13 protein-coding genes are annotated in these 19,385 nt (G+C 36.4%); 6 read left to right on the forward strand and 7 right to left on the reverse strand.

What is annotated here, in order from left to right:
• Nucleotides 1-351 precede the first annotated feature (351 nt).
• Nucleotides 352-2,772, reverse strand: coding sequence for a phenylalanine--tRNA ligase subunit beta (gene pheT, locus N4T20_RS15130; protein WP_260669970.1), 2,421 nt, complete (start codon nucleotides 2,770-2,772; stop codon nucleotides 352-354).
• A 273-nt stretch (nucleotides 2,773-3,045) separates the two neighbouring features.
• On the opposite strand from pheT, the gene N4T20_RS15135 reads away from it, so the two are divergent.
• The 3 genes from N4T20_RS15135 (at nucleotide 3,046) to N4T20_RS15145 (ending at nucleotide 6,086) form a co-directional block, all read left to right on the forward strand.
• Nucleotides 3,046-4,551 carry an aldehyde dehydrogenase family protein gene (locus N4T20_RS15135; protein WP_260669971.1) on the forward strand — a complete coding sequence of 502 codons (1,506 nt, stop codon included), beginning with the start codon at nucleotides 3,046-3,048 and terminating at the stop codon, nucleotides 4,549-4,551.
• 62 nt (nucleotides 4,552-4,613) lie between these two features.
• Nucleotides 4,614-5,648 (forward strand): alcohol dehydrogenase AdhP, encoded by a 1,035-nt coding sequence (adhP, locus tag N4T20_RS15140; RefSeq protein WP_260669972.1) that lies wholly within the window; start codon nucleotides 4,614-4,616, stop codon nucleotides 5,646-5,648.
• 66 nt (nucleotides 5,649-5,714) lie between these two features.
• A complete protein-coding gene (locus N4T20_RS15145) occupies nucleotides 5,715-6,086 on the forward strand; it encodes a DUF779 domain-containing protein (RefSeq protein ID WP_260669973.1) in 372 nt (123 codons plus the stop codon).
• 378 nt (nucleotides 6,087-6,464) lie between these two features.
• Here N4T20_RS15145 and N4T20_RS15150 read toward each other — a convergent pair whose 3' ends face one another.
• The 5 genes from N4T20_RS15150 to N4T20_RS15170 all read right to left on the reverse strand — a co-directional run bounded on the left by N4T20_RS15150 (nucleotide 6,465) and on the right by N4T20_RS15170 (nucleotide 14,192).
• The gene (locus tag N4T20_RS15150; protein ID WP_260669974.1) at nucleotides 6,465-7,388 is read right to left on the reverse strand and encodes an AraC family transcriptional regulator; all 924 of its coding nucleotides are present in this window, start codon (nucleotides 7,386-7,388) and stop codon (nucleotides 6,465-6,467) included.
• A 73-nt stretch (nucleotides 7,389-7,461) separates the two neighbouring features.
• The gene (locus N4T20_RS15155; protein WP_260669975.1) at nucleotides 7,462-8,325 is read right to left on the reverse strand and encodes a bestrophin family protein; all 864 of its coding nucleotides are present in this window, start codon (nucleotides 8,323-8,325) and stop codon (nucleotides 7,462-7,464) included.
• Between the two features lie 243 nt (nucleotides 8,326-8,568).
• A complete protein-coding gene (locus N4T20_RS15160) occupies nucleotides 8,569-9,879 on the reverse strand; it encodes a TolC family protein (RefSeq protein ID WP_260669976.1) in 1,311 nt (436 codons plus the stop codon).
• A 34-nt stretch (nucleotides 9,880-9,913) separates the two neighbouring features.
• Nucleotides 9,914-13,012: an efflux RND transporter permease subunit gene (locus N4T20_RS15165; protein ID WP_260669977.1), complete on the reverse strand. Its 3,099-nt coding sequence runs from the start codon at nucleotides 13,010-13,012 to the stop codon at nucleotides 9,914-9,916.
• Between the two features lie 121 nt (nucleotides 13,013-13,133).
• Nucleotides 13,134-14,192 (reverse strand): efflux RND transporter periplasmic adaptor subunit, encoded by a 1,059-nt coding sequence (locus N4T20_RS15170; protein ID WP_260669978.1) that lies wholly within the window; start codon nucleotides 14,190-14,192, stop codon nucleotides 13,134-13,136.
• 477 nt (nucleotides 14,193-14,669) lie between these two features.
• On the opposite strand from N4T20_RS15170, the gene N4T20_RS15175 reads away from it, so the two are divergent.
• From N4T20_RS15175 to N4T20_RS15185, 3 genes are all read left to right on the forward strand, one after another.
• Nucleotides 14,670-15,269 carry a redoxin domain-containing protein gene (locus N4T20_RS15175; RefSeq protein ID WP_260669979.1) on the forward strand — a complete coding sequence of 200 codons (600 nt, stop codon included), beginning with the start codon at nucleotides 14,670-14,672 and terminating at the stop codon, nucleotides 15,267-15,269.
• 29 nt (nucleotides 15,270-15,298) lie between these two features.
• Complete coding sequence (locus N4T20_RS15180) at nucleotides 15,299-16,153, forward strand: hypothetical protein (RefSeq protein WP_260669980.1); 855 nt, start codon at nucleotides 15,299-15,301, stop codon at nucleotides 16,151-16,153.
• 93 nt (nucleotides 16,154-16,246) lie between these two features.
• The gene (locus N4T20_RS15185; RefSeq protein ID WP_260669981.1) at nucleotides 16,247-16,849 is read left to right on the forward strand and encodes a PAS domain-containing protein; all 603 of its coding nucleotides are present in this window, start codon (nucleotides 16,247-16,249) and stop codon (nucleotides 16,847-16,849) included.
• 197 nt (nucleotides 16,850-17,046) lie between these two features.
• Here the strand turns inward: N4T20_RS15185 and recG are convergent, their stop codons facing one another.
• Nucleotides 17,047-19,155 (reverse strand): ATP-dependent DNA helicase RecG, encoded by a 2,109-nt coding sequence (recG, locus tag N4T20_RS15190; protein ID WP_260669982.1) that lies wholly within the window; start codon nucleotides 19,153-19,155, stop codon nucleotides 17,047-17,049.
• Between the last annotated feature and the right edge of the window lie 230 nt (nucleotides 19,156-19,385).

The raw sequence follows: 19,385 nt of genomic DNA on the forward strand, positions 1-19,385 counted from the left end.
GCTTTTTTTGTTTCAAGTTTCAAGTTTCAAGTTTCAGGTTTCAAGTTTCACGTTTCACGTTTCAAGTTTTTTTTAACCGCAAAGCACGCAAGGTTTTTTTTGCAAACTTGTAGCAGAGCGCAAAAAAGTTCGCAATGCTTCATGAATAAAAACTTTGCGAATCTTTGCGAAAAATCTTTGCGTTCTTCGCGGTAAAACTATACTCAAAGTTTATCAACTTGAAACATGAAACATGAAACATGAAACATGAAACCTGAAACTTGAAACGTGAAACGTGAAACAAAAAAAACAAAACCCGACAAGTTTTTTTTTAAACAAGTCGGGTTTGCATATTTTAGAACTAGAAAGAATCTATCTCAAACTTGCTCCAAGCTCAGTTTCAAATGTCTGCTGTAATTTAGACATGATTTTATCGATCTGCGCGTCGGTTAATGTTTTGGTATTGTCTTGAATGGTAAAACTTAAAGCATACGATTTTTTTCCTTCTGGCAATTTGCTGCCTTGGTAAACATCAAATAGATTAACATCTTTTAAAAGCGTTTTCTCTGTTTGTTTAGCCAAATTGAAGATGCTTTCGTAAGTTGTACTTTGGTCAATTAATAACGCCAAATCTCTGCGAACTTCTGGATATTTAGGAATTTCAGTATACTTAATTTTTCCTGTAATGATTTTTAAAACCAAATCCCAGTTGAAATCTGCGTAATAAACATCTTGTTTAATGCCGAAATGCTTTAAAATAGGCTTTTTAATAACCCCCATTTCAACCAAAATATCATTATTGTATGTAATTGCCGTTCCTTCAGAATAAATATCAGATTGAACAGGCGCATTTGAAATTTTTTCAATTCCTAAACGAGACAAAATCGCTTTTACATATCCTTTCAGTAAGAAGAAATCTGTTGTTTTTTGCGGGTTTGTCCAGTTTTCTTTGTTTCTGTTTCCAGAAATCAATAAAGAAAGATGCTTGTGCTCTTCGTATCCGTTTAAATACTTGTGGTATGTTTTTCCGAATTCAAATAATTTTAAATCTGAATTTTTTCTGTTAATGTTGTATGAAACCGCTTCTAAGCCAGAAAATAATAAAGATTGGCGAAGTGTTGCTAAATCACTGCTCAACGGATTCAGCATCGATACATTATGCTCTTCTTTTAATGAAGCAGATAATTTAGCGTAAGCTGCAGTTGTCAATGAATTGGCCATCATTTCGTGGAAGCCTTGAGAATTTAATTGGGAAGCAATCACATTCTGCACTTTATAATCTTCTGTTCTTGGCGAATTGGCTACAGTTGCATTAAACTTCTTAGAGAAATTAATGTTGTTATAACCGTAAACTCTCAGAATTTCTTCGATTACGTCAATTTCGCGCTGAACGTCTACGCGGTACGCAGGAATAGTTAAGCCTAAACCTGTATCTGAAACACTGTTTACTTTAATATCTAAAGAAACCAAGATTTTTTTGATCGTATCTTTTGGAATTTCCTGTCCAATAATTTTAGAAACATGGCTGAAGTTCAATAATACAGAGAAATCTTCAACTTTTTTAGGATAAACCTCTATGACATCAGAAGTGATTTTTCCGCCAGCAACTTCTTGAATTAAAAGCGCTGCACGTTTCAAAGCATATTCTGTAATCGTTGGGTCGATTCCTCTTTCAAATCTGAAAGAAGCATCTGTGCTCAATTGGTGTCTTTTTGCTGTTTTACGAATGCTTACCGGGTCAAAATAAGCACTTTCTAAGAAGATAGAAGTCGTTCCTTCAGAAACTCCAGATTTTTTTCCTCCGAAAACTCCAGCAATGCAAAGCGGACCTTTTTCGTCGCAAATCATTAAATCTTCTTTGTGAAGCGTTCTTTCAACGTCGTCAAGAGTTACAAATTTAGTTCCTTCAGCAACTGTTTTTACAATCACTTTTCCGTTGATTTTTGCAGCGTCAAAAGCGTGTAAAGGCTGTCCTAATTCGTGCAGAACATAATTGGTAACGTCAACAATATTATTTTTTGGAGTTAATCCAATTGCTTTTAAACGGTCTTGCAGCCAGCTTGGAGATTCGTGAACTGAAATTCCAGAAATAGTCACACCGCAATATCTTGGAGCTAAATGAGTATCTTCAACATTTACGTCAATTTTTAGCGTGCGCATATCCACTCTAAAATTGCTTACAGAAGGCGTAATCAATTCTACGTTTACGCCGCGCTGCAGCATTCCAGCTCTCAAATCGCGTGCAGTTCCAAAATGGCTCATTGCATCGGCACGGTTTGGCGTCAATCCGATTTCGAAAACCTCATCATTTGCAATTTGGAAAACTTCAGATGCAGGAGTTCCAGGAACTAGATCTTCAGCCAGAACCATAATTCCGTCATGGCCTGTTCCTAAACCTAATTCATCTTCAGCACAAATCATTCCGTGGCTTTCCTGTCCGCGGATTTTTCCTTTTTTAATAGTAAATTCAGCTCCTTCTTTATCATATAGAACCGTTCCAATTGTTGCAACTGGAACTTTTTGGCCCGCAGCAACGTTTGCAGCACCGCAGACAATTTGTACAGGAGCTTCTAAGCCAACATCAACTGTAGTTACTTTCAATCTATCAGCATCAGGATGTTTTTCGCAAGTCAAAACGTGTCCAACGACAACGCCAGCCAAACCTCCTTTAATTGATTCGTATTTTTCGACAACTTCTACTTCTAAACCTAAATCTGTTAGCAATTCAGAAGTCTGCTCAGATGTCCAATCTGTTTTAATAAATTGTTTTAACCAGTTGTAAGATATTTTCATTGTAATGATTTAATTCTTGAATAAGGTTACAAATATAAGGATTGCGCTTTGGAGTAAGAAAAAATTAAGCGGTTTTTTCGACTTGTTTTTTATTGGTGAGAAAATGCTATGCTTTAAGCTTTTGATAATTTACGCATACGTTTTTTAGCAAATGAATGATTGAGAAGGCTAAAAAAAAGGAATGTGTAATTTTTGTGCTACAAGATGAATGAAAAATGCTATTCTGTTTCTTTTTATGAAACTAAATTTGGAGTAAATCAAAAAAAGAAAATTATGAGCACCTCAGTAAAAAGACCTGAATTTAAGGCAAAGTATGATAATTATATTGGTGGAAAATTTACAGCACCAATTACAGGAGAATACTTTGATGTAGTTTCTCCAATTGATGGCAAAGTATTTACAAAGGCGGCACATTCTGGAAAAGAAGATTTAGAATTGGCAGTAGATACAGCCTATGAAGCGTTTAAGACATGGGGGAAAACTTCTGTAACAGAAAGAAGCATTTTACTAAATAAGATTGCACAGAAAATTGAAGACAATTTAGAATACATTGCAGCAGTAGAAACAGTAGACAACGGAAAACCTATTCGCGAAACTCTTGCTGCCGATATTCCGCTGGCTATTGACCATTTTAGATATTTTGCAGGCGTAATACGTGCAGAAGAAAGCGCCATTTCTGAACTAGATTCGCAGACCGTTTCCATAGCGTTAAGCGAACCTCTTGGTGTTGTGGCACAAATTATTCCGTGGAATTTCCCGATTTTAATGGCAGTTTGGAAAATTGCTCCAGCACTTGCGGCAGGAAACACAATTGTTTTAAAACCGGCAGAAAGCACGCCAATTTCTATTATGGTTTTAATGGAATTAATTGGCGATATTCTGCCTCCTGGAGTTTTAAATATTGTAAACGGTTTCGGTGCCGAATTAGGACGTCCGTTAGTGACCAATAAAAAAGTGTCAAAAGCTGCATTTACAGGTTCTACCACAACAGGACGTTTGGTGATGCAGTATGCAACAGAAAACATTATTCCGGTAACTTTAGAATTAGGCGGAAAATCACCGAATATTTTCTTCCCGTCAGTGGCAGATCACGACGATGATTTCTTTGATAAAGCGGTTGAAGGCGCTGTTTTATTTGCTTTAAATCAAGGCGAAATCTGTACTTGTCCTTCTAGATTATTAATTCATGAGGATATTTACGACAAATTTATTGCAAAAGTGATCGAAAGAACTGAAGCGATTATAGCTGGAAATCCGTTGGATAAAGCTACAATGATTGGTGCTCAGACTTCGATTGTTCAGAAAGAAAAGATTATGTCCTACATTAAATTAGGAAAAGAAGAAGGTGCAGAATTGTTGACCGGAGGTGACGAAAATAAATTGGGAGGCGAACTAGAAGGCGGTTATTACATCAAGCCAACGCTGTTTAAAGGTCATAACAAAATGCGCATTTTTCAAGAAGAGATTTTCGGGCCTGTTCTGGCGGTTACGACTTTCAAAACCACCGAAGAAGCTATTGAAATTGCAAATGACACCATGTACGGGTTAGGCGCAGGGGTATGGACACGCGATGCGCACGAAATTTATCAGGTTCCAAGAGCTATTCAGTCAGGACGTGTATGGATCAATCAGTATCATTCTTATCCGGCAGGCGCTCCGTTTGGAGGTTACAAGCAATCTGGAATTGGCCGTGAAAACCATAAAATGATGTTGAGCCAATACCGTCAGACCAAAAATATGCTGATTTCTTACGACAAAAAGAAATTAGGATTCTTCTAAGAGAATATAAACTTGAGAGTAAAAAGCCAATCGGTTTTTTACTCTCTTAAAACCATAGAATTATGCTTCCAAAAACAATGAAAGCTGCGGTCGTTAGAGAATTCGGATCTCTTTTAAAAATTGAAGAGGTCGAAGTCAAACGCCCAGGTAGAAATGAAATTCTTGTAAAAGTAATTGCAAGCGGAGTGTGCCACACCGATTTACACGCTGTAGAAGGCGATTGGCCAGTTAAACCCAAAATGCCATTGATTCCGGGTCACGAAGCTGTTGGCTACGTGGCTGCAGTGGGACAGGACGTAAAGAATGTAAAAGAAGGCGATGCCGTTGGCGTGCCCTGGCTGTATAGCGCCTGCGGTGGCTGCGATCATTGCATTACAGGTTGGGAAACTTTATGCGAAAGCCAGCAGAACGGCGGTTATAGTGTAGACGGCGGATTTGCAGAATTTGTTATTGCAGATGCTCGATACGTTGGAATTTTGCCTTCAAATGTAAATTTTATTGAAATGGCTCCTATTTTATGCGCTGGCGTTACAGTTTACAAAGGATTGAAAGAAACAGAAGTGAAACCTGGCGAATGGGTCGCAATTTCTGGAATTGGAGGTTTAGGGCACGTTGCTGTGCAATATGCAAAAGCTATGGGAATGAATGTTGCAGCTATAGATGTTGGAGACGACAAACTGGAACTGGCAAAAAAATTAGGCGCCGATTTGGTCGTTAATGCTAAAAATCAAAATCCTGGAGAATTCTTAAAGAAAGAAGTCGGTGGAATGCATGGGGCATTGGTTACCGCAGTTTCTCCAATAGCTTTCAAACAAGGGCTTGAAACGTTGAGAAGAAAAGGTACAATGGCATTAAACGGACTTCCTCCAGGCAATTTTGATTTGTCTATTTTCGATACCGTCTTAAACAGAATCACTATTAGGGGGTCGATAGTTGGAACGAGAAAAGACATGAAGGAAGCGATTGAATTTGCTGTTGATGGAAAAGTCAAAGCGACAGTGATGCCTTCAAAATTGGAAGACATCAATACTGTTTTTGACAAAATGAAAAAAGGACAGATAGAAGGCAGAATTGTGCTAGACATAGCGCAATCATAAATAGTTGGTTATGTGAAAGCAGTAAATTTCGTAATTGAATTTACTGCTTTTTTAATTTTAAAAGTTATGATTAAACGAATTGATGCCACAGAAAAAGCAGTAGAACTGATAAAGATTCTAAAAGAAAAACACGGTGATCTGATGTTTTACCAAGCAGGCGGATGCTGCGAAGGCACTCAGCCGCAATGCTTTGAAAAAGGCGGTTATTACCAGCGTTCGGGAGATATCTGCATTGGTACAGTTGAAGATGTTGAATTTTGGGTAGACAAAGATTTATTCGAATATTGGAAACACGCCCATTTTACTTTGACTGTAATCGATGCATTCGGAGTAGGAGGTTTTTCGTTGGAAACGCCACTAAAGAAAACTTTTCAAATAGAATACCGCATTTTTACCCCAGAAGAAGAGAAGAATTTGGAACCGATAACTTTTTTTTAGGTTCAAAGAGGCAAAGTTGCAAAGGGTCAAAGGTTTTTAAACTTTGTGCCTCTGAACCTTTGCAACTTTGCGCCTAAATTTATATAAAGTGACAAAGGATCAAAGGTTTTAAGACTCTGTACCTATGTATCTTTGCCTCTTTGAGCCTAATTTAAATAAAGTAACAATTTGCAAAGTATCAAAGGTTTTTAAACTTTGTGCCTCTGAACCTTTGCAACTTTGCGCCTAAATTTATATAAAGTAACAAAGGACCAAAGGTTTTATGACTCTGTACCTATGTGCCTTTGCCTCTTTGAGCCTAATTTGCATAAAGTAACAAATTTGCAAAGGGTCAAAGGTTTTTAAACTTTGTGCCTCTGAACCTTTGCAACTTTGCACCTAATTTATATAAAGTAACTGATACTGTTTTGGAGTAATTCCTTCATGCTTTTTAAATAATCTAATAAAGTAATTTGCATCTTCAAAACCAGCTAAATAACAGACTTCGTTGATTTGGAGCGTTGGATTCTTCAATAGATTTTTGGCACATTTTATTTTTTCATTCAAAATATATTCAATCGGACTCATTCCGAGCTCGCGCTTAAAGAAACGATAGAAAGAAGTGGTGCTCATACAGGCTTTTTCGCTCAGCGATTTTAAGCTTATATTTTCCTTTAAGTTTTGTTTGATGTACTCTGTAACTTCCTTAATCGGATTGTTTGCGTCTAGAAATTGCCCCTGATCTAGAGATTTTACCGTCTGTGTCTGGATAATTCGGATCAATAATTCTTTTAAAGTCAAATCGGCAAAAATATCTTTGGCGACAGAAGTGCTCATGCATTCTTTGATGAGCTTATTGATTGTCGCGGCCATTTCTACATTATTGTAAAAGAAATAATTCTGATAGTTTAACTGCCAGTACATATTGCTTCCTTCTTTTGGATATTGCTCGTTTAAGAAATTTAAGATTTCGGCAATTTTATCCTGATCTATCGCCAATGCCAAACACTGCGTCGGATTGTTTTTTGAAGCTTCAGGAAAATCAATTTTCATTTCTACATTTGAAGGCACGATAACCGTTTCGCCCGGAAGGTAAACAAATTCAGGATCATCAAAAAGATGCATGATTTTTTTGCCTCTAAGCATACTGGTTACCACCAAGTCATTAAATTTTAACGGAACTTTCTGAGTCGATTCGTAGGTTTCAAATAGATTTAATTCACAATGATTCAAATTGTAAATAGTTCTGTTTTCTACAAGAGTCTTTAATGATTTCTCTTGCGATAATTGAAGCGGATTGACTAAAAATCGTTGATTGTTCATTAAATTTAATTTTTGGGTGAAGACTTTAAATTTAATGAAAATAAGTTTAGAAAGAAGCAGATTTAACGTTTTATTAAATCAGTTCTTCAACGTGTTTTTTGATGTTTTCGGAGATTTTTCTCGTTGGAAGATCATTTTCATCATCTCCAAACGGATCTTCAATTTCTTCGGCAATAAGCTCTAAACTGGCTAAGACATAAAATATAAAAACCACTACCGGCGCAACCAGATAACCAAGACTTACAGAATATCCAAACGGAAGCGTCATGGTGTAAAAGAAAATGAATTTCTTTATAAAAGCACTGTAAGAGTAGGGAATAGGCGTGTTTTTGATACGCTCGCACGCTCCGCATATATCGGTAAAAGCAACCAATTCGTCATTTAGAGTAATGAGCTGTTCTCCGGTTATTTTTCCTGCATCATACAAATCATTGATTTTATGATACATGATTCTTTTCAGCTGGTTTGGTTTGTGTTTGTGATGGTCAATTTCTAAATCAACATCTTCAAAAAGTTGTTTGCTGGTGTCTTCATCTTTTAAATGTTTATGAAGAATGTCGGCATACATGGGAATGTATTTTCTAAAAAACTTTCTATCATTCTCATCTTTTAAAATGGCTGATAGTTTTATGGCAAAATTACGGCTGTTGTTTACAAGACTACCCCAAAGTTTACGGCCTTCCCACCATCTGTCATAAGCCGTATTTGTTCTAAAAACCAGCAAAAGCGAAATGACAAAGCCAAGCATTCCGTGCATGATTGGAATGTTGTGGATGTAATCGTTTTTGGTTACTTTGAAATAATGAAGCTCAAGATAACATACGATTGCAGAATATATTCCAATTGCAATCATAATCGTAAACAGTTTTCGGACTGTATCTGATTTATGGAAATGAAAGATAAATGTAAACCAGTCTTTGGTATTGTATGTGATCATTGAAGCGTCTTTTGAAACAAATTTAAATTAAAAATAATGTATTGAACGTAAAGTGGAAAGAAATATTTCAGTTCGTTGCTGTATTCTTTACTATTAAAAAGATGCTTCGCGGACAACTATGTGTATGTTTATGTAGATGAAAGTCTTCGTGAAATTTTAAAAAAAAATCTGCTGGATCTGCGAGAAAATAAAAAGACTCGCAGATTTAGCAGATTCAACAGATGTTATGCGGTTGCAGGAAAGTTAAAAATTGATATTTCCTGCCAATTCTTTTAAAGCGATTTCAGATAATTTTGCCTCATATTGCGCGTTGCTGTAACGTACTTTTGCATTCACATAATTCAGCTGAGCCGTTCTAAAATCAAGCGTTGTAATGGTTCCGATTTTAAATTTATCTAATGTGATTTCTAAATTCTGCCGAGCAATATTTTCATTGTTTTCTTCTAAATCAATGAGTTCTAAGTTTGTCAGATAGGTCTGGAAAGCCGTGCTCAATTGCGTATTTAAAAGCGTATTTTGCTGTTCTATTGCAAGCTGAGAATTTTCGATCTGCAATTTGGCCACTTTCTCATTGCGATGCTGATTAAAACCGTCAAATATATTCATAGAAGCATTAAAACCGTAATTTAAACCTCTATTGGAAGTTTCGCTCGTAAAACCTAAACTCGATTGGCTTTCAGAAAAATTATAACCTGAAGTTAGTCTTAATGTCGGATAACGATCGGCTTTAACTTGTTTTAATTGCAATTCGGCAATGCGTTTGCTGATGATCTGAGCTTCTAAACCTGGATTTTGTTTCTGAGCTAAGTCCATTAGATCTGCTAAAACTAATTTATTGTCAACCTTTACTTGGTCTGTAACTTTGAAATCAATTTTTGGGTCGCGTGCCAAATGCTGGTTCAGTAAGATTTTGCCATTGGCATACGCTTCTTTTTGTCTCAATAATGCAACTTGATCAGAGTTTAAATCAACCTGTGCATTTAAAACCTCCAGTTTTGAAGCTTTCCCAATGCTGAAACGGTTTTTAGCCAAAGTCAAACGCTGGTTTGAAATTACAATTGTGGTGTCTAGAGCTGCCAATTGCTGTTGCATCTGAACTAAATCGTAATAAGCCGAATTGACCTGAGCAATTTTGACTAAAATGGTTCTTTTAAGTTCAGCGTCACCCAATTTTTGAAGTTCTTTCAATTGATCTAGTTTGGCAAACATTTTCATTCCGTCAAAAACAGTCCATCCTATACTGACGCCATACGTCAAACTGTTGTTTTTGGCATTATTCAATGAGGTCGATGTGCCGTCTTGTCGCACTTGAGTAGAATTGGTAACGCTGTTGTTGTCGGTAATATTTGCTGTTGCTGTCGGAAGCATTCCTGCATTTCCAACTGTCGCGTTTGTTTCGTTTATTTTAGAATTGTTTTTAGCAATTTTAATTTCAAAATTATTTTCCAAAGCTATGGTCATAGCTTGTTCAATGGTAAGAACTTCCTGTGCCTTTGCCTGAATAATGCAAAAGAAGAGGATGAGTGCTGTACAATATATTTTTTTGATATTCATATTTATTTTCTTTAACCCAAAATCAAGTTTTGGCTTATTTGATGCTTTCTCTTTCGTATTCGTCAATATGGTCAAACTCCGGATAATGTTTTCTGGCTTTAGACCACATTAGATAAATGGCAGGAATTACAAAAAGCGTTAAGGCTAATGAAAAAATGGTTCCTCCCACAATTACAACCCCCATGCCAATTCTGCTGGTTGATGCCGCTCCAAGTGACAATGCAATCGGAAGCGCTCCTAAGGCAATGGCTAAGCTCGTCATCAAAATTGGACGCAAACGTGCTTCTGAAGCTTCTAAAATAGCCTCTAATTTTGGTTTGCCCTGTTCTCGCAGCTGATTGGCAAATTCTACAATCAAAATACCGTTTTTGGTTACCAGACCAATAAGCATTACCGTACCAATCTGACTGAAAATATTCCAGGTCTGGTTGAATAGCCACAATGAGAATAAAGCCCCCGCTACCGCCATCGGAACTGTCAAAATGATGATAAACGGATCTATAAAACTTTCAAACTGCGCTGCAAGAATTAAGAAAATAAGCAATAAAGCCAATCCGAATGCGAAAGAAGTGTTGGAACTACTTTCTACGAAATCTCGAGATTCTCCAGCTAAATCGGTAGTAAAGCTTTCATCCAAAACTTTCGCTTTAATTCGGTCCATTTCTACAATACCGTCTCCCATACTTTTTCCTGGCGCCAAACCAGCAGAAACAGTTGCCGACATATACCTGTTGTTATGGAACAATTGCGGCGGATTACTTTGTTCGTAAACCTTCACAACGTTATCCATCTGAATTAATTGGCCATTTTTGCTTTTTACAAAAATAGAGGTCAAATCCAACGGCTTAGATCTGTCTTTTTGGTCAAACTGTCCAATTACCTGATATTGTTTTCCGTTTTTAATGAAATACCCAAAACGCTGTCCGCTTAAAGAAAGCTGTAATGTCTGCGCAATGTCAAGAATAGAAATTCCTAAACTTTCTGCCTTTGCTCGGTCAATGGAAACGTTGATTTCGGGCTTGTTAAATTTCAAATTTACATCTGTTGTCGAAAATACATCGCTTTTATTCACCTCATTCATAAAAAGAGGAATTTTTTCTCTCAATTTATCAAAATTAGGAGCTTGGATGATGTACTGGATCGGTAAGCCTCCACGTCTGTTAACCGCGATAGTAGGCTGTTGGATTACAGCAGTTTTAGCATCAGGATACTGTTTGGTCCATTTGGTCAGTTTGTCTGCAATCTCTTTTTGAGATACGGTTCTTTCGTCTGGTTCTTTTAATGAAAGCCTTATAAAACCTGTATTAGTTGCCGAAGCTCCAAAACCAGGCGCAGTAATTACTAGGCTTACTTTTTTTTCAGGAATTGAATCATCAACCAGTTTTGAAATTTCCTGCATGAAACGGTCTGTGTATTCGTATGAAGATCCCTCAGGCGTTGTCATACGCATCGTTACCGAACTTCTGTCGTCATAAGGCGCTGTTTCTTTTGGAAGAATGGTAAAGAATAAGTAAATCAGTCCGAAACAAGCAATAAGAATAGGGAAGCTGATCCATTTTCTTTCCATGAATTTTGAAAGCGCCTCAGCATAACTGCTGTTCATTTTTTCAAAGAAAGGTTCTGTTTTAATGTAAAATTTCGATTTTTTCTGTTCTCCGCCTTTCATCAAATAAGCGTTCAGCATTGGCGTTAAAGTCAAAGAAACGAAAGCCGAAATTAATACCGCGGCACCAATTACAACTCCAAATTCCCTAAAGAGCCTTCCCACGAAACCTTCCAAGAAAATTACGGGCAAAAATACCGCCGCCAAGGTTACCGAAATCGAAATTACGGCATAAAAAATTTCGTTAGAACCTTTTATCGCAGCTTCGATTGGAGACATTCCTTCTTCTACTTTTTTGAAGATATTTTCGGTTACAACAATTCCGTCATCTACCACAAGTCCCGTTGCGAGTACAATTGCTAATAAAGTCAGTACGTTGATTGAGAATCCAAATAGCCACATGATGAAAAATGTTGCAATTAAGGATACTGGAATATCAATTAAAGGTCTGAAAGCAATGGCCCAATCTCTAAAAAATAAGTAGATAATGATGATTACCAGTATCACCGAGATTCCTAATGTTTCTGCAACCTCCAATACTGATTTCTTTACGAAAATCGTATTGTCAAGCGCAATGTTTAGTTTAATATCTTTTGGAAGATCCTTTTTTAAGGCTTCGTACTTTTTGTAAAATTCGGCTGAAATATCAAGGTAATTTGCTCCTGGCATTGGCACAATTGCCAAACCAATCATTGGCAGACCAGACTGGCTTAATTTGGTTTCAATATTTTCTGGGCCTAATTCTGCACCTCCAACATCGCTTAAACGAACAATTTTGTCTCCATCGGTTCTAATGATGATGTTGTTGAATTCTTCTGCTTTAGAAAGATTTCCAATTGTTTTTACCGTAAGTTCCGTGTTGTTACCTGTAAGTTTTCCTGATGGTAGTTCCACATTTTGCGCGTTTAATGCGGTACGCACATCGGCTACCGTACAGCCGTAAGCGGTAAGTTTTGCAGGGTCAATCCATAAACGCATGGCGTAGCGCTTCTGTCCCCAGATTTGCACGCCACTCACTCCCGGAATGGTTTCTAAACGCTGGGAGATAACATTTTCTGCATAATCGCTTAATTCTAAAGAGTTTCTCGAATCACTTTGAACAGTCATCGAAATAATTGCGTCACTATCAGCATCTGCTTTAGATACAACAGGCGGCGCATCAATATCTTGTGGAAGATTTCTAATGGCTTGCGAAACTTTGTCACGGACGTCGTTTGCGGCTTCTTCTAAATCTTTATCTAGGTTAAACTCGATTGTGATATTGCTGCTTCCTTGGTTGCTGGATGATGTGATATTTCTAATTCCGTCGATTGCATTTACCGCTTTTTCGAGCGGTTCTGTAATTTGCGATTCAATAATATCGGCATTGGCTCCCGTATAATTGGTGCGAATGGATACCTGCGCTGGGTCAATAGAAGGGAACTCTCTGACGCCTAGAAAAGTATAGCCAATAAAACCGAATAATATAATTAATAAATTCAGTACTATTGTTAAAACGGGTCTTCTTATACTTGTAGTTGATAAACTCATTTGTGATTTTATATTTTAGATTTCAGACCTCAGATTTCTGATTTATTGCTAAATCACACTGTTTTCTTCCATCTATATTCAAGTCTTGCGACTTTTGACTTTAAGACTTTGGGCTTTAGAATTATTTTACTTTAACTTTAATAGGAGCTTCGTCTTTTAAGGACATCACACCGCTTGTGATTAAAGTGTCTCCAGGCTTTAATCCTGCTAAAATTAAAATAGACGAATCTGTTCTTGTTGTGGCGTCAACCATTACTTCTTTTGCCTGCCCGTTGTTGGCGATATATACTTTTTTACCATCTTGAATAGGCACAATAGCTTGAGAGGGAACGACTATAGCATCTTTAATGATATTTAAAGGCAATTTTATATCGGCAAAAGTTCCAGGGAAAAGTTTTCCGTCTGCATTATCAGCAAGTGCGCGAATCTGAAGCGTACGTGTTGCAACAGCTACTTCTGGTTCTATGGCATAAATTTTAGCATTATAGGTTTTGTCTGAGCCAGAAACTTTAAAATCGATTACAGATCCCGATTTTACTTCTGCAGCATATTTTTCCGGAATTGAAAAAGTAATTTTTAATTTGTTTGTATTTACCAATTTTGCTACCAAAACAGTTGGAGTGATATAAGTTCCCGGAGAAATATTGCGCAAACCGATTTTTCCTGAAAATGGTGCTCTAACAGAAGTTTTAGAAATCTGTGCTCTGATTAATTGAGACTGAGCCTGTGCAGAGGCAAGATCGGCTTTTGCAACATCTGCTTCTTCTTGGCTGATAGCCTCTTTCTGCAGCAGTAATTTGGCTCTTCTTTCGTTCTCAGCTGCCAAACCTTCTCTGGTTACAGCTTGTCTTAATTGCGCTTTTAATTCAATATCATTTACTTTAAGAAGCACTTGCCCTTTTGTGACATTGGTGCCTTCGTTAAAAAATATTCCTTCAACAATTCCAGAAACCTCACTATGTATTTCTACTTGTTCGTTTGCTTCAATAGAGCCGGACAATGCTAAATTATTGTCAAAAGTGGCCGTTTTTATTACAAGTCCGTTAACAGTTGTTGGGGATTTTTTGTCATTAAACTTTTTGGAGTCATCGTTTTTGCTCTTATTAGATACGATCCTGTAGGTGATAAATCCTCCAATTGTAATAATTAAAAGGGTGTAAATGAGGTGTTTTACTTTCATAAAATTGAGGTGAATATAGATTTTTGGTTTCTGTTTTTAGGTAAGCTTACAAATTTAACTTTTTGATATGAAATCGAAAGCTGTTAGCTTTTATTTAACATTTGTATGTACAAAGGTTTGCATTTAGACTGCAGGCGGAGAAAAAGGTTTAATTAAATATTAATTTTTTTGAAGAAAATAAATAGAACTTCATCAAAAGTGAGCTTCGGTAAGTTGTGCAAAGGCAGGCTATTTCTGCAATGAAAGAATTTTTTGGCAATTTGTCTGATTTTTTTTGCACTTTATCGATTTTATTTGTAACATTGATATGTTAAACAAAATGAAAAAGTTTAATGCATTATCTAACGATTGAGTTCGGGTTTTGTGTTAAAATACGTATGTAGAAGTTGTTTTTTTTTGGTTTTAGTTAGATATAATGAATAATTATATTAACAAGTGTTTATTCTTTATTGTTGAATAATATAAAAAAAATAATGTATGAAGAAAAAATTACTTCTAAGTTTATGGTTTACACTTTTACTTCTATCGATTGGCTACTTGTTTTGGCAGAATGAATTTAAATACAGTCTTCCAACTCCAATTCCTAAGAATTATCACGCTATTGCAATGGGATCAAAAATAGAACTGGGTCCGTGCTGTGCCTTTGATAATAAGCCTATTTTTATTCATTTTTTTAATCCCGAATGCCCATGTTCGCGATTTAATGTGCCTCATGTAAGCGATTTGATAAAAAAATATGGTGATCAGATCAATTTTAAAATTGTGGTGTTAAACAAACAGAAGAAATTTACGATTGATGAAATCCAGCAAAAGTTTGACGCTGAAATTCCAGTTTATTTTGATGAAACAATTGCTAAAAAATGTGGCGTTATTTCGACACCTCAAGCTGTTTTGCTAGATCAGTCGCATAATTTGTATTTCAGAGGCAATTACAATAAGTCGAGATATTGCACAGATGCGCAAAGCAATTATGCCCAAATGGCGATTGATTCTCTTCTGAGACGAAAAGTCACCCCATCTTTTAACGCTTTAGCTCTTAGAGCGTACGGATGTTCATTACCAAAATGCACTAAATAACTATTTCCAAAACCCAAAAACTAAAACCTATGAGAACAAAAGCTAGCTTAAACGAACAAGATTATCTGCACAGTTTTATGTCTACAATGACGCAAAAATCAGATACGATTATTAATTATGTACTTGCAGTATATTTTCTTCTGGGTATCGGACTGTCTTTTAAATACGATACTTTTGAAATTGGCGTTGGCGTGGGAACATTAAACCTTTTGCTTTATTATTCGGCCAAATTTTTCATGAAAAATTCTAAATTTTACCAGTACGTCTTATCAGTTGTTCTGGCTATTTTTATGGCGCAGTACATTTATCAGATGCACGGTATGTTCGAAATGCATTTTACGGTATTTATTGCCAGCACCATTTTGATCATTTATCAGAACTGGAGGCTCCAAATTCCGCTTACCTTGCTGGTTGTACTGCATCATGCGGGATTGGCTTATCTGCAAAACTATATTTATAATGATGCAAATGGACTTCAGGTTTATTTTTCTCAAGTAAATTTTGATCTAGAGACTTTAATTATCCATACCGTTTTGGCAGCTGTAGTATTTTTTATGAATGGCTACTGGGCTTACTATTTCAAAGAACATAGCGAGAACCATATCTCCAAAATTTCAGATGAATATGAATTGGAAAACATGAAATTGGCTTCTGCAAAATACAGCTCTATGTCGGCAACAAAAGATTACAATGATTTTATCCACAGAACTACTTTAGATTTAAAACTGCCCGTAAATTCTGTTTTAAAACTTATTGATGTTTCAAAAGGGCATACCGACAATGATAAATTGCTGAGCTATCTCGAAATGATGAGAGAAAGCGCCAAAAAAATTGATGATTTGGTTAATGATATTCACGTAAAATCTACAAATAGCAGGAGTTAGAATTTAGATTTCAGGTTAAATCAAATTGAAAAAGGTTTAAGGATTCATTTTATATGCTTAATTGAAATGTAAATTAATTTAAATGTAAAATTTATGGATACCAGATTGCACCGTCCGACACCTTCTGATAGAGAAGTGGACTGGAATAAGAATAAAGTACTGCTAAGTAAAACTGATAAAAAAGGAACCATTTTATATGCCAACGAAGACTTTATAGATGTTTCTGGTTATGATGAATTTGAGCTTGTCGGCCAGCCGCATAATGTAATCCGTCATCCGGATATGCCTAAGGTTATTTTTAAATTCTTATGGGATAGCATTAAATCTAGCGAAAACATTCATGTTATCATCAAGAATATGGCCAAAACAGGACGCTATTACTGGGTTGTAACCGATTTTAAAATTGTTGCAGACACAGATGACGAGATCGTAGGCTTCTTTTGTACCCGAAAATCGGTTCCAAATGATATTATCGTAAAATTTATAGAGCCTTTGTACAAGAAACTTTTGCAGATTGAAGAAACCAGCGGTATGCACGCTTCTGAAGAATATCTGGTAGGGTTTCTGGAAGAGAGAAAGAAAACGTACATGGAATATATAGATCATTTGATTGCAACTGGCAAGGACGATAAAAATAAAATAAGCAAAGGCTTATTCAGCGGTCTTTTTGAAAAGAAAAGCGACGCAAAAAAATAACAATGGGCTATATACTTCATTGTGTCTAATAAAAATATTCACCCCTTTAAATTTGTTCCCCCAGCAAAACTAAATCACATGAATATTAGAGTCCAATGAAGTATTTTTTTAGGTTCAAAGCTCCAAAGGAGCAAAGGCTCAAAGGTTTTGCTTTAAGTTCAAACCTTTGAGCCTTTGTGTCTTTGCAGCTTTGCTACTTAACTAATATAATTCCAAATATTCTTCTTCTTGGTCAATTCAATAAAAATCGCTCTCAAAATGGCGTTTTCGGGTTTTTGAAGAGCAGAATCCTCTTTTAAAATCTTCATGGCATAATTTCGCGCTAAAGACAAAATTTCTCTATCTTTTACAATATCAGCAATTTGAAGGTTTAATACGCCGCTTTGCTGTGTTCCCATCATATCGCCAGGACCGCGAAGTTTTAAATCTACTTCGGCAATTTCAAAACCGTCATTGGTCTGAACCATGGTTTCCATTCGGGTTTTGCTGTCAGAACTTAATTTATGTCCCGTCATTAGGATGCAATAACTTTGTTCTGCGCCACGGCCTACGCGTCCGCGCAGCTGGTGCAATTGTGAAAGCCCAAATCTTTCGGCACTTTCAATAATCATTACACTGGCATTTGGCACATTTACCCCAACTTCAATAACTGTTGTAGCCACCATTATATTAGTTTTTCCATCGGAGAAACGTTTCATTTCAGCATCTTTGTCAGCAGGCTTCATTTTACCGTGAAGTATCGAAATCGAATACTGCGGAAGCGGAAAATCACGAGAAATGCTTTCGTAACCGTCCATCAAATCCTTATAATCCATTTTTTCAGATTCTTGAATCAGCGGATATACAATGTAGATCTGTCTTCCTTTTGCGATTTCGTCACGAAGAAACTTCCAGACCTTCAAACGATTCGTATCATAGCGATGCACCGTCTGAATTGGTTTTCTTCCCGGAGGCAATTCATCAATAACCGAAATATCCAAATCGCCATACAGGCTCATCGCCAATGTTCGCGGGATAGGAGTGGCGGTCATTACCAAAACGTGTGGCGGAATATCATTTTTTTTCCACAGTTTAGATCTTTGCTCTACGCCAAAACGATGCTGCTCATCAATTACAGCCAAACCTAAGTTTTGAAACTGAACTTTATCTTCCAGTAAAGCATGGGTTCCAATCAGAATTTTAAGCTCTCCGCTTTCTAATTCTTCATGAATAATTTTTCTTTCAGAAGTTTTGGTAGAGCCAGTCAATATTCGAATATTGATATTTAGCGTTTTAGCAAATTCAGACAAACCAAGAAAATGCTGATTTGCCAAGATTTCTGTAGGCGCCATCAAGCAAGCCTGAAAACCGTTATCAATAGCCAAAAGCATACTCATAAAAGCCACGATTGTTTTTCCAGAACCCACATCGCCCTGAAGCAGACGGTTCATTTGGGCGTTGCTTCCCATATCAGTTCTGATTTCTTTGATTACTCTTTTTTGAGCATTCGTTAAATCAAACGGAAGGTGATTTTTATAAAATGCATTAAAAAGTTCGCCCACTTTATCAAATGGATGTCCTTTTATTTTATGTTTTCGAATAAGATTTTTAGTAATTAGCTGGAGCTGAATAAAGAACAATTCTTCAAATTTCAATCTGAATTGCGCTTTCGATAAAATTTCAGCACTTTTAGGAAAATGAATATTGAATAGCGCGGCACGTTTCGGAATCAGTTTTAGCTCTTCGATTAAAAACGGAGGAAAAGTTTCCGTAAACAGCGCTTGTGTTTCCAGAAAAAGCTGTTCCATCAATTTATTGATCGTACGGTTCGAAATGCCTTTATTAGCTAAAGCTTCTGTCGATGGATAAACGGGCTGCATAGCCGAACGCAAGCTTCTTTCATGTTCGCTTAACAATTCAATTTCAGGATGCGCCATACTGAATTGGCTTCCGTAAAGAGAGCATTTTCCAAAAATTACCAAGGGCTCATTCAGCTTTAAACTTTCGCGAATCCATTTGTGGCCCTGAAACCAGTTTAAGTCCATTTGCCCAGTGTCGTCAACAAAACTCGCGACAAGACGTTTTTTGTTTTTAGCAAACTCAACCGTTTTAATGTTGATTATTTTTCCAATAATTTGGACTTCAGACCCCGTATTCTGCAGTTCGTTAATCTTATAATAACGTGTTCTGTCAATATATCGATTCGGAAAAAGATTGACTAAATCTCCATATTTATGAATGCCCAATTCCTTGCGAAGCAGCTGGCCACGACTCGGACCAACACCTTTTAAGTATTCAATTGGAGTTTCAAGAAGATTATTAGACATTCGACGATTAGATTAATAAAAGAGCCAAGAAGAAAGAAAAAAGTCCAGTTTATTCAATATTTCTTTCTTCTCGGCTCTTTTTTTCTTTAGAAAGCGAAGATAGATTTTAATTGGGAATTTTGAAAATGATTTGCTGTTTTCAAGTGATTGAATATTAACTTATCATTAAATCCTAGTTTGTAGACGCAACTATTTTAAGAAAGTAAAATCTTAATAATAGTTAACCATCA

Source organism: Flavobacterium sp. TR2 (assembly GCF_025252405.1).
GTDB lineage: Bacteria > Bacteroidota > Bacteroidia > Flavobacteriales > Flavobacteriaceae > Flavobacterium.